Genomic DNA, 18,398 nt, shown 5'->3' on the forward strand with positions numbered 1-18,398 from the left:
TTCAAAATGGGAGTGCTGAACATGAAAAAACTGAGCATCCTTCTTGGTGCCGTCGCGGGTCTCGCGATTTCCGCCGGCAGCGTGCTGGCCGATTCCACCATCAAGATGGTCGAGGTCATTACCAGCCCGCCGCGTACCGAATTCCTCAAGAAGCAAATCGCCGAGTTCGAGACGGCCAATCCGGGCGTCAAGGTCGAGCTCGTATCGCTGCCTTGGGGCCAGGCGTTCGAGAAGTTCCTCACCATGGTGCAGGCCGGCGACACGCCCGACATCGTCGAGATGCCGGAACGCTGGATGGGCCTCTACGCGACCAACGGCCAGCTCGAGGACCTCGGGCCATACATGGCCAAATGGGACGATGCCAAAACGCTGGGCGAGCGCGCCAAGCAGTTCGGCTCGACGGTCGACAACAAGCAGTACATGATCCCTTACGGCTATTACCTGAACGCGCTGTTCTGGAACAAGAAGCTGTTCAAGGAGGCCGGCCTGGACGGTCCGCCGTCGACGCTCGACGAATTCGTCGAGGACTCCAAGAAGATCTCGGCGATACCGGGCAAATACGGCTACTGCCTGCGCGGTGGCCCGGGCGCCTTCAACGGCATGCACATGTTCATGAACATTGCCGCTGGTAAGGGCGGCTATTTCAACGAGGACGGCACCTCGACCATCAACGAGGAAGGCTCGGTCAACGGCCTGCAGATGCTCGCCGACATGTACAAGAATGGCCTGGCGCCGAAAGATGCGGTGAGCTGGGGTTTTAACGAGACCGTCACCGGCTTCTATAGTGGCACCTGCGCCATGCTGAACCAGGATCCCGACGCGCTGCTCGGCATCGCCGACAAGATGAGCGCCGACGACTTCGCCGTGGCGCCGATGCCGGTCGGGCCGAGCGGCAAATCCTATCCGACGCTCGGTTATGCCGGCTGGGCGATGTTCGCCAATTCCCAGCACAAGGACGATGCCTGGAAGCTGATGGCGACGCTGTTGTCGCCCAAGGACAATCTGGAATGGGCAAAGGAAGTCGGCGTCATTCCGATCCACAACGGCGCCGACCAGGACGCTCACTTCAGGACCGAGCAGTTCAAGGGCTGGTTCGAAGAACTGAACAACGGCGACAAATACGAGATGGTGACGCCGCCGACGCATCTGGAAAACCTCGGCAATTTCGTCGACCAGGTGGCGATCAAGAATTTTCAGGAAGTGCTGCTTGGCCAGAAGGCGGCCAAGGACGTGGCCGACGAATGGGCCAAGTTCCTGACCAAGGAACAGCAGGACTGGCTGGCCAAGAACAAGAAATAGCTTTTCTTCCTTCTCCCCGTTCACGGGGAGAAGGTGTCACAAAGTGACGGATGAGGGGCGGCGCCAACCCGTCGTGGCTCGTGCTGGCTCTCATCTGCCTGCCCGTCCTCCGCAGCAGCTGCGCTGCAGCTGCGGAGGGTGGACCGGCATCTTTTCCCGTAAACTGGGAGAAGGGCGCTGTCCTCGACGCTGCTTCAGGAGACAACCCAGCACCAATGACCTATGCCGTGTCCGAAATACGATCCGCCGGCAGACCGCGAAAGAAGCGGCTATCCCATGCCGCGATCGAGCCCTGGCTCTATCTCAGCCCGGCTATCGTGCTGCTGGTCGTCGTGCTCCTGGTGCCGCTGGTCATCGGTATCGGCTACTCGTTCCGCAAGTTCTCGGCATTCAAATCCGAATATGTCGGGCTTGGGCAGTATCAGGCGATGCTGTCGGATCCCGTGCTCGCGCAGGCGCTCGTCAACACGCTGTGGTGGACGGCAGCCAGCCTGTTCTTCCAGTTCTTCCTCGGCCTTGGCCTGGCGCTGCTGCTCGACACGCCGTTCCGGGGCAGAAAGATCGTGCAGGCGGTGGTGTTCCTGCCCTGGGCGGTGCCGTCCTTCCTGTCAGGCCTGACCTGGGCCTGGCTGTTCAATCCGATCATCGGGCCGCTGCCCCACTGGCTCTATGCATTGGGGCTGAAAGCCGAGCCGACCAACGTGCTCTCCGATCCCTCGACAGCCATGTGGGGGCCGATCGTCGCCAATGTCTGGTTCGGCATTCCCTTTTTTGCCATCACACTTTTGGCGGCGTTGAAGTCGATACCCTCGGAATTGCATGAGGCGGCGGCGATCGACGGCGCCTCGCCGTGGCAGCGCTTCACCAAGGTGACGCTGCCGTTCCTGGCGCCGACCATCGTCATCACCGTCATGCTGCGCACGATATGGATCGCCACCTTCGCCGACCTGATCTTCGTCATGACCGAAGGCGGGCCTGCCGGTTCGACCGCCACAGTGCCGGTCTATATCTACGTCAGCGCGTTCAAGTCGCTGGACAAGGGCTATGCCTCCGCAGTGGCGGTGCTGCTGCTTGTGCTGCTCATCGTCTATGCGATTGCACTGATCGGCATCCGCCGCTCGCTGGTGAGGCACGTCTGATGATTGCAGGACGCTCCGTCTCCTCGCGCGTTCTCGGCGGCATCGGCCTCTACGGCGCCATCGGCGCCTATATGGCCTTCGCGCTGTTCCCGATCTTCTGGACGTTGAAGATCTCGGTCACGCCGGAGCGGCTGCTCTACTCCGAAGGCATCACTTTCTGGCCGTCGCAAACGACGCTGCAGAACTTCGTCACCGTGCTCGAAGCCACCGATTTCCCGCGCTACTTCCTGAACAGCGTTATCGTTTCGGTGTCGACGGCGGCCTTCGTAACGGTCATTGCCACGCTGGCCGGCTACGCCATGTCGCGATTTTCCTTCCGCGGCAAGGCGACCCTGGCCATTCTGCTTCTGCTCACCCAGACTTTTCCGCTGGTGATGGTCATTCCGCCGATCTACCGCATCATGGGGCAGATCGGCCTCATCAACAGCTTGACCGGCCTCGTCATCATCTACACCGCCTTCAATACGGCCTTTGCAACCTTCCTGATGCAGTCGTTCTTCGATGGCATTCCGCGAGACCTGGAAGAGGCGGCGATGATCGACGGCTGCACGCGCCTGCAGGCGATGCGCAAGGTGATCGTGCCGCTGACGCTGCCCGGCATGGGCGCGACGCTCGGCTTCGTCTTTACCGCCGCCTGGAGTGAGTTGCTGTTTGCGCTGATGCTGATTTCCAGCGACGACCAGAAGACCTTCGCGGTCGGCCTGCTCACCTATATCGGCAAATTCGCGGTCGACTGGGGACAGATGATGGCCGCTTCCATCCTGGCGCTGATCCCGGTCTGCATGTTCTTTGCCTTCCTGCAACGCTACCTCGTCACCGGCCTTACCGCTGGTGCCGTCAAGGGATAGATCGATGGCCTCCGTCACTCTCGACAAAGTCCGCAAAGACTATGGAGCCGTGCGCGTCCTGCACGCGGTCGATCTCGAAATCGCCGACGGCGAGTTCGTCGTCCTGGTTGGGCCATCCGGCTGCGGGAAATCGACCCTGCTGCGCATGATCGCCGGGCTGGAGGAGGTCTCCGACGGCGAAATCCATATTGGCGAGCGCCTGGTCAACGACATCGCGCCAAAGGACCGCGACATTGCCATGGTATTCCAGTCCTACGCGCTCTATCCGCATATGGACGTGTCGAAGAACATGGGTTTCAGCCTGATGCTGAGGAAGGCCGGCAAGCCGGCGATCGATGCAAGGGTGGACGGTGCCGCCAAGCGGCTCGGGCTCGATGCGCTTCTGCAACGCTTGCCGCGGCAATTGTCCGGCGGCCAGCGTCAGCGCGTCGCCATGGGCCGGGCCATCGTGCGCGACCCGAAAGTCTTTCTCTTCGACGAGCCGCTTTCGAACCTCGATGCCAAGCTGCGCGTCCATATGCGTGCCGAGATCAAGGCGCTGCACCAGCAATTGAAGACCACTTCGGTCTATGTCACCCATGACCAGATCGAAGCAATGACAATGGCCGACCGTATCGTCGTCATGCATGACGGCCTCGTCCAGCAAGTCGGTGCGCCGCTCGATCTGTATGACCGACCGGTCAACATGTTCGTCGCCGGGTTCATCGGCTCGCCCGGCATGAATTTCCTGCCTGCCGTGGTTGAAAAGACCGCCAAGTCGGATGCCGTACTGGCCGACGGCCAGAAGCTGCGGCTGCCGGACGGGTTGCCGCTCAGGGATGGCGATGCGATCACCGTCGGCTTACGGCCGGAGCATATCCGGCTTGCCGACAATGGCGCGCTGAAAGGCGAGGTGGGCGTAGTGGAGCCGCTCGGCCTGTCGACTCAATTCTACGCCAAGCTTGCCGGCCAGCAGGTGTGCGTCTTCGCCATGGGTCGGGCCAGTGTGAAACCGGGTGAGGCCGTGCGCCTGTCGGCCGACCCGGCGTCGCTGCATCTGTTCGATCCGGCAAGCGGTGATCGCATCGGCTAGTCCTGCATCCCCGAAACGAAAAACGCCGCCCGGAAGGCGGCGTTTCGGTACTGCGAGAGAAAACCGGATTACTTGATCTTGGTTTCCTTGAACTCGACGTGCTTCTTGGCGACCGGGTCGTATTTGCGGAACGACAGCTTGTCCGTCTTGGTGCGGCTGTTCTTGCTGGTCACGTAGAAGAAACCGGTGTCGGCGGTCGACAGAAGCTTGATCTTGATGTTTGCGGCTTTGGCCATGATGTTCGTCCGTTAATGTTCGTGAAGTTTTGGCCGCTGGAGCACGGGGAAACACCCGGACGCGGGAAACTTGCCGCGACACATAAAGAACGCGCCCGGAAAGTCAACCCTTGTCCAGGTTCAAGCGTCTTCCGTGACTGGCAGCGCCTTCTTCCAGTCTCCAGTCGTGTTCCACCAGCGGTTCGGGTTGGCGCGGTCGTCGAGACCCTTGGAGCGGCTGGCAAGCAGCGGCTGAATGCGGATCACCGGCTCCTGATAACTGTGAACCTGGTAAATCGCTTCGACGACGCGAGCGGCGAGCTTCTGGTCGTCGGGCAGTTCGAACGACACCTCGACAGTGCCCGGCCGCCTGCGCAATTCCGTCTCGGCGCCGGCGGCGGCACCTTCAAGCGGCCGGTAGCGTTCGATGCCGTCCGCTGACTGAAAGGCATTGCTGTCATATTTGCCCATTCTGAGCGGCGCGATCGCGACCACCGCCTCCATGATGCGGTCGACATCGGCGGCCGGTGCCTGAAAGGTCACCAGCAGCAGCAATTCCATCCGCAGCGATTTCGTCTCAAAGCCACTGTCGATCATCCGAGGTCTCCCTGCTTATGCACTTTGAGGGAGCATATACGCGAGCGCTCCTGACATGGTGGTGTCAGTAGTTAGTCAGCAGTGGGAGCAATGTCGGCAGCGGGCCCACTCAGAGGATTTTGCGGAGCAGCCTGGTGCCAACCAGCACGATATAGCAGGCGAAGAACAGGCCGAGCGCCCAACCGAAGCCCGACGGCCCGAAAGCATCCATGCCGATGCCGATTGCCTGCGGGCCAAGCACCATGCCGACACCGTAGCAAAGCACGAAGGCGGCGTTGGCGGAGGCCAGTTCGTGGCCGGAAAGCTGGGAACCGAGATGCGCCAGACCGATCGTGTACATGGCGGCGACCACGCCGCCCCAGACGAACAGAAGCGCTGCCATCAAGTGCCAATTCTGCGCGAAGAACGGCATAAAGACGGTGCCGACAAGCCCGACCGTGGCACAGGCCATCAGCAGATAGCGGCGGTCGCTGACGCGGTCGCTGATCATGCCGATCGGGATCTGCAACAGCACGTTGCCGAGCCCGATCATAGTGAGCAAAAGAGCTGCGTCGGCCTCGGAGTAGCCGATGCGGTTGCCGTAGACCGGGAACAGCGCAAAGCCGCCGGTCTCGACCGCACCGAACACCAGCACGGCCGCGGTCGCCGTCGGCACCAGCCAGATATAACGCAGGAAATTGCTGATTTCGCCGTCGGCGACGATCGTCGGGCTCTCGTTGCGTGCTGCCAGAACCGGTATGGCAGCGAGCGTCACCAAAGCGATGGTGACGCCGAAGGGCAGGAAGCCGCTGCTGCCGAGATGAGCGAACAGCCATGGCCCGGCGGCAAAGCCGAGAGACAGCACGGTGGCATAGATGCCGAGGACCAGTCCGCGCCGGTGTGGCGGCGCCGAGGTGCTGATCCAGAATTCCGACAGGATGAACAGCACCGTCAGCGCGATATGCAGCAGGACGCGCAGCGGAAACCACATCCAGAAAGCTGGCGCGAAATGGAAACCGACAAAAGCCAGCGCCCCGGCGGCAATCATGGCAAGCATCGTCCAGGCGACGCCGAATCGCATGGCAAGCGGGGTGGCGAGCGGCGCGCCGGCAATCGAGGCGAGGCCTGCGACCGCGGTATTGAGACCGATCATCGACGCGGAATGGCCGCGCGTTTCCAGGATCACACTGAGCAGCGGCATGCCAAGGCCGATGGCAATGCCGACGACGCTGATCGACGAGATCGCCGCGACCATCGGCAGCCAGTGTACGCGTTCCTTGCCCTGCGGCTGGGTATCGACTGTCATGGAATGCCTGGCTGCTCTAGAGAATTTCGCGGACGAAGCGATTGCGGACAAGCCGGTAGAACGGCACGGGACCGCCGGGGCTCAGCAGCGGATCCTGGGCGAGCCGCGTTTCCAGCTCCTCCAGGACCGTGCGCGTGATGTCTGGAATATCGACTTGCCTGGTCTTGGCCAGCGGCAGCCAAACGACGTCTTCCAACTCGTTGGTCGGCCCGCCGCCGGGCAGTTCCACGGCGACGTCGTCGCGCCATGCGCCGAGAAAGCGCGTATCGAAGCGGCGCACCCGGTTGGGCGGGGTGATGGCGCGTGCAATGAAGCGCAGCGGTTGCAGTGATGGGATGACGCCGTGCTCGACAAAGCCCTGCCAGTCGCGCTTGGCGGTCGCGAAGGTGCCATTTTGGCCGATCAGCAGGCCGGCCTCCTCATAGGTTTCGCGGATTGCCGACAAGGCGATGGCGCGGGCGCGGGCCGGGCTGGTGCGGCCGATGCCGGCTGTCAATCTCGCTTCTTCGTCAGGATGAAGTGCGCTGGCTACGGGAATTCGGCTGTCGGCCGGATCGGTGCGGCCGCCGGGAAACACGAATTTACCCGGCATGAAGGCATGACGGGCGTGGCGCCGGCCCATCAGAACCAGGAACTCGTCGCCCTTGCGGTCGAGCAGGATCAGCGTCGCGGCGTCGCGCGGGCGTATAGGCTTGGCGTCGAGCGCGATCCGCTCAACCTTGCCGACTTCCGCCTTGGTCATAACGTCCATGCGCTCGACCTAGCGGAATCTTCTCCGATGCGAAAGTGGCGTCCAGCCATGCCGATTTGCGCCAGCCTCGGTCTCAAGCCTCGGGATGCGACTCGATCAGATCTTCTTCACCGCCAAAGCCGTGCATATAAAACGCCCATTGCAGGCCGATGACAGCGCCCTTGACCGGTTGCAGCAGGACGACGGCGAGAATGATGGTCAATGGCACCCAGATGGCAATGTGCTGCCAGGTCGACAGCGTCGAGGTCGCCTCGACACCCATGAAGGCGCCGAGCACGATATGGCCGACAATGACCACCACAAGATAGGCCGGCAGGTCGTCGGCGCGATGGTGGTGAAGTTCCTCGCCGCAGTGACCGCATTTGTCGACGGTCTTGACGAAGGCGCGAAACAGCTTTCCCTCGCCGCAATGCGGGCAGCGGCCGAGCATGCCGCGCTTCATTGCCGTCAATAGTGGCCGGGCGGTCCGGCCCGAGTGATGTTCGCCGCCGAAGACCCGTTCTTCCACCTGCAGTTCTGTTGGCATTACCGTCTCCTGCCGCGCGTGCCTGGACGCGATTGCGACGCCCGGGCGCGGCTTTTGGCCTTATGGAACGACCGTTTGGAGCCGGGCAGCGGCTTTGGCTCGGTCAGCATCTCGAAACGCATCGCGCCGGCCATCGGCGCCACCTCGATCAGGCGAACCTCGACGCGATCGGCAAGCTGATAGCCCTTGCCGGTGCGTTCTCCGAAAAGCGATCGAGCAGTTTCGTCGTATATATAGTAGTCCCCGCCCAGGGTTGAAACCGGAATGAAGCCATCCGCCCCATACTGCGGCAATTGGACAAACAGGCCCGATTTGGTGACGCCCGAGATGCGGGCGTCGAAACGGTCGTCGATGCGCTCGGCGAGATAGGCGGCGATCAGCCGGTCGACCGTGTCGCGCTCGGCGGCCATCGCGCGCCGCTCGGTCGCCGAGATCAGCGCCGAGACCTCTTCGAGCCGTTCCGCCTCGTCCTGCGTCAGGCCGCCCGGACCAAGGCCGAGTGCGGCGATCAGCCCACGATGCACGATCAGGTCGGCATATCTGCGGATCGGCGAGGTGAAATGCGCGTAGCGCTTCAGGTTGAGGCCGAAATGGCCGATATTGGCAGGCGAATATTCGGCCTGGCTCTGCGAGCGCAGCACCACTTCGTTGACCAGTCCCTCATTGTCGGCGCCGCGCACGCGAGCGAGGATGCCGTTGAACTGATTCGGCCGCATCTGCGCACCGCGCGCCAGCGACAGGCCGAGCGTCTGCAGGAATTCGCGCAGCGATTCCTGCTTGGCGAGCGAGGGCGCATCGTGGATGCGGTAGACCAGCGCCTGCCGCTTCGCCTCCAGCGTCTCGGCGGCGGCGACATTGGCCTGGATCATGAACTCTTCGATCAGCTTGTGCGCGTCGAGCCGCTCCGGCACGACGACCTTGTCGACGGTGCCGTCCTGCTTGAGCAGGATCTTGCGCTCCGGCAGATCGAGCTCGAGCGGCTGGCGCGTGTCGCGGCCGCGCTTCAGGATCGCGTAAGCGTCCCATAGCGGCCTCAGCACCGCATCGAGGATCGGGCCAGTCGTGTCGTCCGGTGCGCCGTCGATCGCCGCTTGCGCCTGCTGATACGCGAGTTTCGCCGCCGACTTCATCATGATGCGATGGAAGGAGTGCCTGAGTTTGTGGCCATCAGCCGAGAAAGTCATGCGCACCGCTATCGCCGGACGATCCTGGGCCTCGCGCAGCGAACAGAGGTCGTTCGAGATGCGCTCCGGCAGCATCGGCACGACACGATCGGGGAAATAGACCGAATTGCCGCGCTTCAGCGCTTCGCGGTCGAGCGCCGTGCCATAGCGCACATAGGCGGCGACATCGGCAATGGCGACGGTGACGATCACGCCGCCGGCGTTCGTCTCATCGGTGTCGGGCATGGCGAACACCGCGTCGTCATGATCCTTGGCGTCGGCCGGATCGATGGTGAGCAGCGGCAGCTCGCGCCAATCCTCGCGGCCGGCAAGCGTCGCCGGCTTGACCGCCTCTGCCTCGGCGATGACGTCGGCGGGAAAAATATGCGGAATGTCGTGCGCGTGGATGGCGATCATCGAGACCGCCTTTTCACTGGTCAAGGAGCCCAATACCGCCAGCACCTTGGCTCTCGGCAGCCCGTAACGGGAGGCCCGCGCCGGCTCGACCTCGACCAGGTCGCCATTCTTGGCGCCGTTCTGGAATTCCTTGTCGACGACCAGCTCCGGCTGGCGCCTTTCCACCGGCTCGATGCGGAACGTGCCGTCCTTCAGCACACGGAAAACGCCGAGAACCGCATCGGTGCGCTTCTCGAAGATCTTCATCACCCGGCCGGTATAGGCCGGGCCTGCCGGATCGTCGGTTGGAAAGGTCTTGGCCAAAACCCGGTCGCCGATGCCAGGCGTCGGGCCATTGCCGCCGCGCGACACGCGGATCGCTATGACCGGAGGTTCGCCATTGCCGATCGCTTCGGTCGGGTGCGCCAGCAGCACGCCGTCGGCGTCGCGGCCAAAGATGTCGAGCACCGCGACGTGGGGCAGGGCGCCGACGCGGGCAAGCCGCTTGCGCTCCTTGGTCAGCAGGCCTTCGTCCTGCAAGTCGCGCAACATGTCCTTCAGCCAGATACGGTCTTCGCCGCGCAGCGCGAACGCCTTGGCGATGTCGCGTTTTCCCGCGCGGTCCGGATTTTCTGCGATGTAACGCAGTATCTCGTCACGCGAAGGCCGGTAGTTGTCCCTGACCTTGGCACGGGTATCGGCGGTGCGCAGATCGCCGTGGCTTCTTCCGGAGACTTTGCGCGCCAACCCGTCCTATCCCTTTTTCCTGGCCGCCGGTTTTTTGGCCGCTGCTGGTTTCTTCGCAGGCGCGGCCGCTTTGCGGAACGGCTTTCTGCCGCCATTGCCGCCCTTGGCTTCCTTTTCCGCAATCAGCGCCACCGCATCCTCGACCGTCACCGATTGCGGATCCTTGCCCTTCGGCAGGGTCGCATTGACCTTGCCGAAATTCACATAAGGCCCGTATTTGCCGTCACGCACGACGATCTTGCCGCCGCCGGCAGGATGCTCGCCAAGCTCCTTCAGAGCAGCGGCTGTGCCGCCATTGCGGCCGCCCTTGCCTTTCAATTGCTTCTCGGCGATCACCGAGACGGCGCGATTGAGGCCGATCGAGAACACGTCCTCGATGCTGTCGAGATTGGCGTAGGTGCCGTCATGCAGCACGAACGGCCCGTAGCGCCCCAGCCCGGCCGAAATCATCTTGCCGGATTCCGGATGCTTGCCGACGTCGCGCGGCAGCGACAGCAGGGCGAGCGCCTTTTCGTGATCGATCGAATCGACAGTCCAGCCCTTGGGTAGGCTGGAGCGCTTGGCATCCTTGCCGTCGCCGCGCTGGATATAGGGGCCGAACCGGCCATTGCGCAGCGTGATCTCCTCGGCCGTATAGGGGTCCTTGCCGAGCACCTTGGTGCCGTCTTCGCCGCTGCCGTTCTCGCCATTGGGATTGGCGGCGTCACCGAGCTGGCGGGTGAAGGAGCATTCGGGATAGTTCGAGCAGCCGACGAAGGCGCCGAACTTGCCGAGCTTGAGCGACAGGTTGCCGGTGCCGCATTTCGGGCATATGCGGGGGTTGGAGCCATCCTCGCGCGCGGGAAACACCAGCGGCGCGAGTTCCTCGTTCAACGCATCGAGCACGTCGGTGACGCGCAGCTCCTTGATGTCGGCGACGGCGCCGGAAAAATCCTTCCAGAAATCGCGCAGCACATCCTTCCAGGCTAGCTTGCCGTCGGAGATTTCGTCGAGTTTCTCCTCGAGCGAAGCGGTGAAGTCGTACTCGACATAACGCTCGAAGAAGCTTTCGAGGAAAGCCGACAATAGCCGGCCCTTGGCCTGCGGCACCAGCTTGCGCTTGTCAATGGTGACGTAATCGCGATCCTCGAGCGTCTTGAGGATCGCCGTATAGGTCGACGGGCGGCCAATGCCCAGTTCTTCCAGCTTCTTGATCAGCGACGCCTCGGAATAGCGCGGCGGCGGCTCGGTGGTGTGCTGGGTGGCGTTGATCGCCTCGCGAGTGAGCTGCTCGCCGGCACGGATCTCGGGCAGGCGGCGGCTTTCTTCGTCTTCCGAATCTTCTTCCTTCTGCTCGATGTAAGCGGCAAGGAAGCCGTCGAAGCGAACAACCGAGCCGACAGCACGAAGCTCGGCGGTACGCGAACCGTTGATCGCCTCGATCTCGACCGTGGTGCGCTCGATCTCGGCCGGCTGCATCTGGCTGGCGATGGCGCGTTTCCAGATCATCTCGTAAAGCCGCGCCTGGTCGGTGTCGAGATACTGCCTGACGGAAGCCGGCGTGCGCATGAAATCGGTCGGACGGATCGCTTCGTGCGCCTCCTGGGCATTCTTGGCCTTGGCGGAATAGACGCGCGGCTTTTCAGGCAGGTATTTAGGGCCGAATTCCTTGGCAATCGCATCGCGTGCGGCAGAGATCGCCTCCGGCGCCATCTGCACGCCGTCGGTTCGCATGTAGGTGATCAGGCCGGTGGTCTCGCCGCCGATCTCCATGCCCTCATAAAGCCGCTGCGCCACCTGCATGGTGCGGTTGGCCGAAAAGCCGAGACCCGATGAGGCTGCCTGCTGCAGCGTCGAGGTGGTGAAGGGCGGGCCGGGATTGCGCCTGGTCGGCTTGGCTTCGACCGACACTGCCTTGAAGCTGGCGCCTTCGAGCATCGCTTTGATGTCGTCGGCCTGCGCCTTGTTGGAAATGTCGAGCTTTTGCAGCTTCTTGCGCTCGAAGGCGGTCAGCCGCGCCTCGAAATTTTCCTTGCGCGGCGTGCCGAAGATGGCGGCGACCTGCCAGTATTCCTCGCGAATGAAGCGCTCGATCTCGGATTCGCGGTCGCAGACCAGACGCAGTGCCACCGACTGGACGCGGCCGGCCGAGCGGGCGCCGGGCAGCTTGCGCCACAGCACCGGCGACAGCGTGAAGCCGACCAGATAGTCGAGCGCGCGGCGGGCGAGATAGGCATCGACCAGCGGCGCATCGATCTGGCGCGGATTGGCCATCGCCTCCAGCACCGACGCCTTGGTGATGGCATTGAAGACGACGCGGCTGACCGGCTTGTCCTTCAACGCGCGCTTCTGTTTCAGCACTTCCAGGACATGCCAGGAGATCGCTTCGCCCTCACGGTCCGGATCGGTGGCGAGGATCAGCCCGTCGGCGTCCTTGACTGCCTTGGCGATATCGGCGAGACGCTTTCCAGACGCGGTGTCGACGGCCCAGGACATGGCAAAGTCCTCATCCGGGCGCACCGAGCCATCCTTGGCCGGTAGATCGCGGACATGGCCGAACGAGGCCAGAACCTTGTAGTTCTTGCCCAGGTACTTGTTAATTGTCTTCGCCTTGGCCGGCGATTCGACGACGACGACGTCCATACGGTCTCATATCAGTTGTGATGCGGCAGAAGAATTCCGCTGCGCGCGACGAAATCTCGTTCAATGTGTCGCTCACATGGCCGCGCTTTTGCATCCGGTCAAGGCCAAGCAGTCAAAATGCGGCCCTGCACCGAATGCGCAACCCAACGGCGCGCCTTGCGATTTCCGCAATCCTGGACAAGGGAAATGGGCAGCCTATCGCTGGACAAACCCGGCAATTGATCCTGGAGAACGGGACAAACTCTCCCGCGGATATAAGAGAAACATCGAGCACGCGCCAGCCCTGCTTGAACAGACGCTGTGAACTGCGCAATATGCAGCCCGGCATTGCTCGGACAGTCGCACGGAATTGCTGTGCTGAAAAGCTGGCCGCCGGGGTGGTTGGGTCAACGTCCCGGCGACCAGCCGTATTACCGCCTGTTACAGCGGATCAGAGGCTCAAGGCTCAGTCGGCTTTGGCGATATGCCAGACGCCGCCGACGCCCTCGCCGGTGACATCGCCGGCCTTCTTGTCCTTGATGAACGTGTAGAGCGGCTTGCCTTCATAGGCCCACATCCTGGTGCCGTCGGTGCGGTCGACGATCGTCCATTCGCCCTCGGCCTTGGCGTTGGCGTCAGCTTTCAGTGGCGGCCAATTGGCGGCGCATTTGTCGTAGCAATTCGACTGGCCGGCCTCGTCCTTGTCATAGGTGTAGAGCGTCATGCCGCTGGCGTCGGTGTAAATCTTGGTGCCGCCGACTTCTGCTTCCTTCCACGCCTCGGCGGCGTAGGACACGACGGTGCCGAGCAAAAGCGCGGCCATGCCGATTGCGATCGTTTTCATGGACTTCTCCTTGGATGATTCGAAAAAGCGCGCGGAACAACGCGCTTCGTTTGATCAACGCTGCCTGGCGGTCCTTTCTTCCCGGGCTGTTTTCCATAGATCCAGGCGAGGGCGACGACTTGCTGGGGCCACGCGATGGTGATTGGCGGATGGCCGTTGTCGCGGCTATATGGCTGCGCAGTCATCGGGAGACGGAAATGGCATTGGACGTCGGCTATGTCAGCGCGATCGGGGCGGGAGCGATTTCGTTCCTGTCACCTTGCGTGCTGCCGTTGGTACCGCCCTATCTGTGCTACATGGCCGGCGTGTCGGTCGACGATTTCCGCGGCGAAGCCGGCATTGCGGCAAAGGCTGGCGCGCGAGGCGCGCTGGTTAATTCCTCCATCGCCTTCGTGCTCGGCTTCTCGACCGTGTTCGTCGCGCTGGGCGCCGGCGCCTCCACTATCGGCCATCTGCTACGGGTCTGGCAGGAGCCGCTGGCAATGGCGGCCGGAGTGCTGATCATCCTGATGGGGCTGAATTTCCTCGGCGTATTGCGCATCCCTTTGCTTTCACGCGAGGCGCGCTTCCAGTCACAAGGCAAGCCGGCCAGCCTGATCGCCGCTTACGTCATGGGCTTGGCCTTTGCCTTTGGCTGGACGCCCTGCATCGGCCCGGTGCTGGGGCCGATCCTGACGCTTGCCGGCGGCCGCGAGACGGTGGGCGAGGGCGCGCTGCTGCTTGCCGCCTACTCGCTCGGCCTCGGCATACCGTTCCTGGTCGCGGCGCTGTTTTCCGGCGCCTTCATGCGCTTTCTCGGGAAATTCCGCGTCCATCTCGGCCGCGTCGAAAAAGCCATCGGCGCGCTGCTGGTCGTGGCCGGCGTGTTTTTCCTGACCGGCGGCGTGCAGGCGGCATCCTATTGGTTGCTCGAGAATTTTCCGGTGCTGGGGCAATTGGGATAGGTTTGCCGCCCGGCCGAGGCGCGAGGCCGTAACTGCGGCACAAGGTACCACAGCTACGTGGTCCGTTCAGCCTCCGAAATAGCTTGGCTGGTCGATATCGACCATGAGCCCGGGTCCGCTCGGCGCCCAGCCCAGCAGCGCGCGGGTTCGCTCGCTTGAAGTCGGGACATCCATCGCCGCGAACATCGTGAACCAGCCAAAATGATCGCCGGCCTCTTCGGCGGACTTGGCGACGACCGGCACGTTCAGGCGCCGGCCGATCACGCCGGCGATGTCCTTGAACGGCACGCCTTCTTCGGCGATCGCGTGATAGCGCCCGCCACCGGCGCCATGCTCGAGCGCAAGCCGGTAGATGCGGGCGGCATCGAACCGATGCACGGCGGGCCAGCGATTGAGCCCTTCGCCGACATAGGCCGACACGCCCTTCTTGCGAGCAAGGTCGATGAGGATCGGAACAAAGGCGTGGTCGCCCTGGCCATGGACCGACGGCGGAAGGCGGACAACCGACGCGCACACCCCGCGTGCCGCCAGCGCGGCGGCTGTCGCTTCGGAGGCGCGGGGATACGAAGCGGAAGCGGGGACAGGCGCATCTTCCTCCGTCGCGATACGGCCCCGCGCCTGGAGCGCGGTTCCGGAGGTGACGAGCAGGGGGCGCTCGGAGCCTTTGAGTGCACCGCCCATCGCCTCGATGGCGCGCCGGTCCATTTCGCAGTTTTGCGCGAACTTCGAAAAGTCATGGTTGAACCCGGTGTGGATCACCGCATCGGCGGCTGCCGCACCCCTGCGCAGGTTCTCCAGGTCTTCGAGGTCGCCTCGATGCACCTCGGCCCCAGTGGCGGCAAGCGACTTGGCCGACGCATTCGAGCGGGCGAGGCCGAGCACCCGATGGCCGACGCCGATGAGTTCTTGAACGACGGCAGAACCGACGAATCCGGTCGCTCCGGTAACGAAAACACGCATCACGACTTCTCCTTGTTCATTTCTGACCACGACCATGTTCGCGGCCCGGTGACGTCGTGATAGGCGCTTGAGAAAATACGATCTATGCGGTAAAGTCCGTATTATCTTCGCAATCGTCCGGAATGACCCATGGATCCCCTTTCAGATGTGCTCTCGCTGCTGAAGCCGCGAAACTATATGTCGGCCGGCTTCGATGCAGGTGGTGAATGGTCGATCCAGTTCCCCGACCAGCAGCAAAGCATCAAGACGGGAGCGGTGGTCTCGGGCCGGTGCTGGCTGTCGGTGGAGGGCGTTGCCGACGCAGTGCACCTTGAGACGGGGGACTGTTTCCTGCTGCCGAGCGGACGGCCTTTCCGCCTTGCAAGCGACATGGGCCTGGCGCCTGTTGAAGCCGTCAAGATTTTTCCGCCAGCGCGAGCCGGCGGTGTCGTGACCCACAATGGCGGCGGTGATTTCTTTCTGGTCAGCAGCCGCTTCGCGCTTGGCGGCAATCATGCCGGCATCCTGTTGCGGATGCTGCCAGCCATTGTGCATATCCGCAAAGAGTCGGACCAGTCTGCGCTGCGCTGGTCGGTGGAGCGGATGATGCAGGAGCTGCGCGAGCCACAACCGGGCGGCTTTTTGGTGATCCGGCACCTCGCCCACATGATGCTGGTTCAGGCGCTGCGGCTGCATCTTTCGGAAGGCTTGAAAGGTGGCATCGGCTGGCTCTTTGCCCTGGCGGACAAACAGATGGGCGCGGCGATCAGCGCCATGCACGACGATCCGGCGCATGGCTGGACGTTACAGGAGCTGGCGGAACGGGCCGGCATGTCGCGATCGACCTTTGCGCTTAGATTCAAGGAGACGGTCGGCGCATCGCCCATGGACTATTTGACGCGCTGGCGAATGCTGCTGGCCGGCGACCGGCTGACGAATTCCAGCGATCCCGTCGCCGTCATCGCGCTGTCGCTCGGTTACGAATCCGAAAGCGCCTTCAGCACGGCCTTCAAGCGGGTCATGAACTGTTCGCCACGGCAATACGGTCGTGGCCGAGCCCCCGGCTTCGCATCACGCAACGAGGCGGAAGCCGCCTGAGCCGATCGGCTTGAGCGTCTCGCGGGTTGGAGGTTCCACCGTCTCACCGGAATTTAACCGCATTGGTGCAGCATGGCGCCGGTGCTACTAACGCTTCGATTCCAGACTCCTTTCAACGGTTGCTGCCCCCATGAGCCAGAGATCCTGCCTGTCCATCATCCTCGCTGCCGGTGAAGGCACGCGCATGAAGAGTGCGGTGCCGAAAGTGCTGCACACAATCGCCGGCCTGCCGATGGTTGCCCACGTCGTCAAGGCGGCTGAAGCCGCCGGCAGCGGTGATCTGGCGCTGGTGATCGGCCATGGCGCCGACGAGATGCGCAAGGCGGCACTCAAGTTCGCGCCGAAGGTCGAGACTTTTGTTCAGGAAAAGCGCCTCGGCACCGCGCACGCCGTGCTTGCCGCGCGGGCAGCGATATCAAGGGGCTATGATGACATCCTGGTGATGTTTGGCGACACGCCGTTAATCGATCCGGAAGCACTGGCGGCGGCGCGGCTGAAGCTGGCCGAAGGTGCGGCTGTCGTCGTGGTCGGCTTCCGTACGGAAAATCCTTCGGGCTACGGCCGGCTTATCGAAAAGGCCGGCAAGCTCGTCGCCATCCGCGAGGAGAAGGACTGTTCGGACGAGGAGAAGAAAATCACCTTCTGTAATGGCGGGCTGATGGCGGTCGCCGGCAGGCATGCGCTGAAGCTGCTCGATCAAGTCGGCAGCAAGAACGCCAAGGGCGAGTATTATCTCACCGACATCGTTGAGATCGCCGCTGCGCAAGGACTTGATGTCGTCGCCATCGAAGCCAGTTTCGAAAATGCCCTCGGCATCAACAACCGCGCCGAGCTTGCCCAGGCGGAAGGCATCTGGCAGGCGCGCCGGCGGCATGAAGCGATGCTTTCCGGCGTGACGCTGATTGCGCCAGAAACCGTGTTCTTCTCGCACGACACCGATATCGGCGCCGATACGATCATCGAGCCCAATGTCTGGTTCGGGCCGGGCGTGAAAATCGCCACGGGCGCCAAGATCCATGCCTTCAGCCATATCGAAGGCGCAACCATCGCGTCGAATTGCGATGTCGGGCCGTTCGCGCGGCTGCGGCCCGGGGCCGATCTGAGAAACAAAGCCAAGGTCGGCAATTTCTGCGAGGTAAAGCAAGCGATCGTCGAGGAGGGCGCCAAGGTCAACCACCTGACCTATATCGGCGATGCCCGCATCGGCGCAGGCGCCAATATCGGCGCCGGCACCATCACCTGCAATTATGACGGTTATTCGAAATTCTTCACCGATATCGGCGAGGGCGCCTTCGTCGGCTCGAATTCCTCGCTGGTGGCGCCGGTGTCGATCGGCAAGGGCGGCTACATCGCCTCGGGCAGCGTCATCACCGAAAGCGTGCCCGACGATGCACTGGCCTTCGGCCGTGCCCGCCAGCGGACTCTGCCCGGCAAGGGCAAGGAGTTGCGCGAACGGTTCGCTTCGGCTGCGGCTGCCCACAAAAAAGGATAGCCTAACGGAACTCAGCGACAAGCTGGATTTCCCCAACGATTGCATCGTTGAAGGCGGACAGGTCTTCGGCCGGGATCCAGTATTCCAGATGCGCCCGGCTGCCGGCATGCTGGACGCTGTAACGGTCCAGAAAGCTGCGGCGCACCTCGAAACGGGTCACGAAACCTGATCCGCTCGCGGGCACATTCCAGTCTCGGGCGATCTGGGTGGCATAGGCCTCGCTCGTTACCGGATAGAAGATCGGCTGATCGGCAAGTCGAGGAGGAAAGACGCGCATCCCTGAACTCTGGATCAACTCCAGTTCGCGTGGCCCAACCGGACGCCAAAGTGTCACCGTGTCAATTCGTTCGTTCATGGCCGCATCATGTCTTTGACTGATTTCAGGAGCCTTTGAGGCGAGATAGGATATATGAGCGGAGAAACTGAGCAATTGCAGTAACCG

General features: G+C 62.8%; 18 protein-coding genes. 8 read left to right on the forward strand and 10 right to left on the reverse strand.

Annotation, left to right across the window (positions count from 1 at the left end):
- Positions 1-21: 21 nt before the first annotated feature.
- The 4 genes from NKH43_RS30545 to NKH43_RS30560 all read left to right on the forward strand — a co-directional run bounded on the left by NKH43_RS30545 (position 22) and on the right by NKH43_RS30560 (position 4,358).
- Positions 22-1,299, forward strand: a complete 1,278-nt coding sequence (locus NKH43_RS30545; protein ID WP_352861306.1) for an ABC transporter substrate-binding protein — start codon at positions 22-24, stop codon at positions 1,297-1,299.
- A 215-nt stretch (positions 1,300-1,514) separates the two neighbouring features.
- The gene (locus tag NKH43_RS30550) at positions 1,515-2,438 is read left to right on the forward strand and encodes a carbohydrate ABC transporter permease (protein ID WP_352814544.1); all 924 of its coding nucleotides are present in this window, start codon (positions 1,515-1,517) and stop codon (positions 2,436-2,438) included.
- Positions 2,438-3,286, forward strand: a complete 849-nt coding sequence (locus NKH43_RS30555) for a carbohydrate ABC transporter permease (protein WP_023720109.1) — start codon at positions 2,438-2,440, stop codon at positions 3,284-3,286. The genes NKH43_RS30550 and NKH43_RS30555 overlap by 1 nt, the downstream gene beginning before the upstream one ends.
- A 4-nt stretch (positions 3,287-3,290) precedes the next feature.
- Positions 3,291-4,358, forward strand: a complete 1,068-nt coding sequence (locus NKH43_RS30560) for an ABC transporter ATP-binding protein (RefSeq protein WP_352861308.1) — start codon at positions 3,291-3,293, stop codon at positions 4,356-4,358.
- A 68-nt stretch (positions 4,359-4,426) separates the two neighbouring features.
- Here the strand turns inward: NKH43_RS30560 and rpmG are convergent, their stop codons facing one another.
- From rpmG to topA, 7 genes are all read right to left on the reverse strand, one after another.
- On the reverse strand, positions 4,427-4,594 hold the full coding sequence (rpmG, locus tag NKH43_RS30565) for a 50S ribosomal protein L33 (protein WP_006201775.1): 168 nt from the start codon (positions 4,592-4,594) through the stop codon (positions 4,427-4,429).
- 120 nt (positions 4,595-4,714) lie between these two features.
- Positions 4,715-5,170, reverse strand: coding sequence for a YqfO family protein (locus NKH43_RS30570; RefSeq protein ID WP_023720107.1), 456 nt, complete (start codon positions 5,168-5,170; stop codon positions 4,715-4,717).
- Between the two features lie 109 nt (positions 5,171-5,279).
- Positions 5,280-6,455: an MFS transporter gene (locus NKH43_RS30575; RefSeq protein ID WP_352861310.1), complete on the reverse strand. Its 1,176-nt coding sequence runs from the start codon at positions 6,453-6,455 to the stop codon at positions 5,280-5,282.
- 16 nt (positions 6,456-6,471) lie between these two features.
- Positions 6,472-7,206: an NUDIX hydrolase gene (locus NKH43_RS30580; RefSeq protein WP_352861312.1), complete on the reverse strand. Its 735-nt coding sequence runs from the start codon at positions 7,204-7,206 to the stop codon at positions 6,472-6,474.
- A 73-nt stretch (positions 7,207-7,279) separates the two neighbouring features.
- Positions 7,280-7,732, reverse strand: a complete 453-nt coding sequence (locus tag NKH43_RS30585; protein ID WP_352861314.1) for a DUF983 domain-containing protein — start codon at positions 7,730-7,732, stop codon at positions 7,280-7,282.
- Positions 7,732-10,038, reverse strand: a complete 2,307-nt coding sequence (gene rnr / locus NKH43_RS30590) for a ribonuclease R (RefSeq protein ID WP_502906524.1) — start codon at positions 10,036-10,038, stop codon at positions 7,732-7,734. Before rnr ends, NKH43_RS30585 begins: the two co-directional genes overlap by 1 nt.
- A gap of 6 nt (positions 10,039-10,044) precedes the next feature.
- The gene (topA, locus tag NKH43_RS30595) at positions 10,045-12,660 is read right to left on the reverse strand and encodes a type I DNA topoisomerase (protein WP_352861315.1); all 2,616 of its coding nucleotides are present in this window, start codon (positions 12,658-12,660) and stop codon (positions 10,045-10,047) included.
- Between the two features lie 76 nt (positions 12,661-12,736).
- Here topA and NKH43_RS30600 point away from each other — a divergent pair, with 76 nt between their 5' ends.
- Positions 12,737-12,964 (forward strand): hypothetical protein, encoded by a 228-nt coding sequence (locus NKH43_RS30600; protein ID WP_023720101.1) that lies wholly within the window; start codon positions 12,737-12,739, stop codon positions 12,962-12,964.
- Between the two features lie 141 nt (positions 12,965-13,105).
- Here NKH43_RS30600 and NKH43_RS30605 read toward each other — a convergent pair whose 3' ends face one another.
- A complete protein-coding gene (locus NKH43_RS30605) occupies positions 13,106-13,483 on the reverse strand; it encodes a COG4315 family predicted lipoprotein (RefSeq protein ID WP_352861317.1) in 378 nt (125 codons plus the stop codon).
- Between the two features lie 197 nt (positions 13,484-13,680).
- On the opposite strand from NKH43_RS30605, the gene NKH43_RS30610 reads away from it, so the two are divergent.
- Positions 13,681-14,427, forward strand: coding sequence for a cytochrome c biogenesis CcdA family protein (locus NKH43_RS30610; RefSeq protein WP_023720100.1), 747 nt, complete (start codon positions 13,681-13,683; stop codon positions 14,425-14,427).
- Between the two features lie 66 nt (positions 14,428-14,493).
- Here the strand turns inward: NKH43_RS30610 and NKH43_RS30615 are convergent, their stop codons facing one another.
- Positions 14,494-15,387 (reverse strand): SDR family oxidoreductase, encoded by an 894-nt coding sequence (locus NKH43_RS30615; protein WP_352861319.1) that lies wholly within the window; start codon positions 15,385-15,387, stop codon positions 14,494-14,496.
- Positions 15,388-15,516: 129 nt separating this feature from the next.
- Between NKH43_RS30615 and NKH43_RS30620 the strand changes: the two genes are divergently transcribed.
- Complete coding sequence (locus NKH43_RS30620) at positions 15,517-16,464, forward strand: AraC family transcriptional regulator (protein WP_352482204.1); 948 nt, start codon at positions 15,517-15,519, stop codon at positions 16,462-16,464.
- A 130-nt stretch (positions 16,465-16,594) separates the two neighbouring features.
- Positions 16,595-17,956, forward strand: a complete 1,362-nt coding sequence (gene glmU / locus NKH43_RS30625) for a bifunctional UDP-N-acetylglucosamine diphosphorylase/glucosamine-1-phosphate N-acetyltransferase GlmU (protein WP_352861321.1) — start codon at positions 16,595-16,597, stop codon at positions 17,954-17,956.
- Between the two features lies 1 nt (position 17,957).
- On the opposite strand, the gene NKH43_RS30630 is transcribed toward glmU, so the two are convergent.
- Complete coding sequence (locus NKH43_RS30630) at positions 17,958-18,311, reverse strand: ADP-ribosylation/crystallin J1 (RefSeq protein ID WP_352861336.1); 354 nt, start codon at positions 18,309-18,311, stop codon at positions 17,958-17,960.
- Positions 18,312-18,398 lie beyond the last annotated feature (87 nt).

It is taken from the genome of Mesorhizobium sp. M1163, assembly GCF_040318415.1.
Taxonomy (GTDB): domain Bacteria; phylum Pseudomonadota; class Alphaproteobacteria; order Rhizobiales; family Rhizobiaceae; genus Mesorhizobium.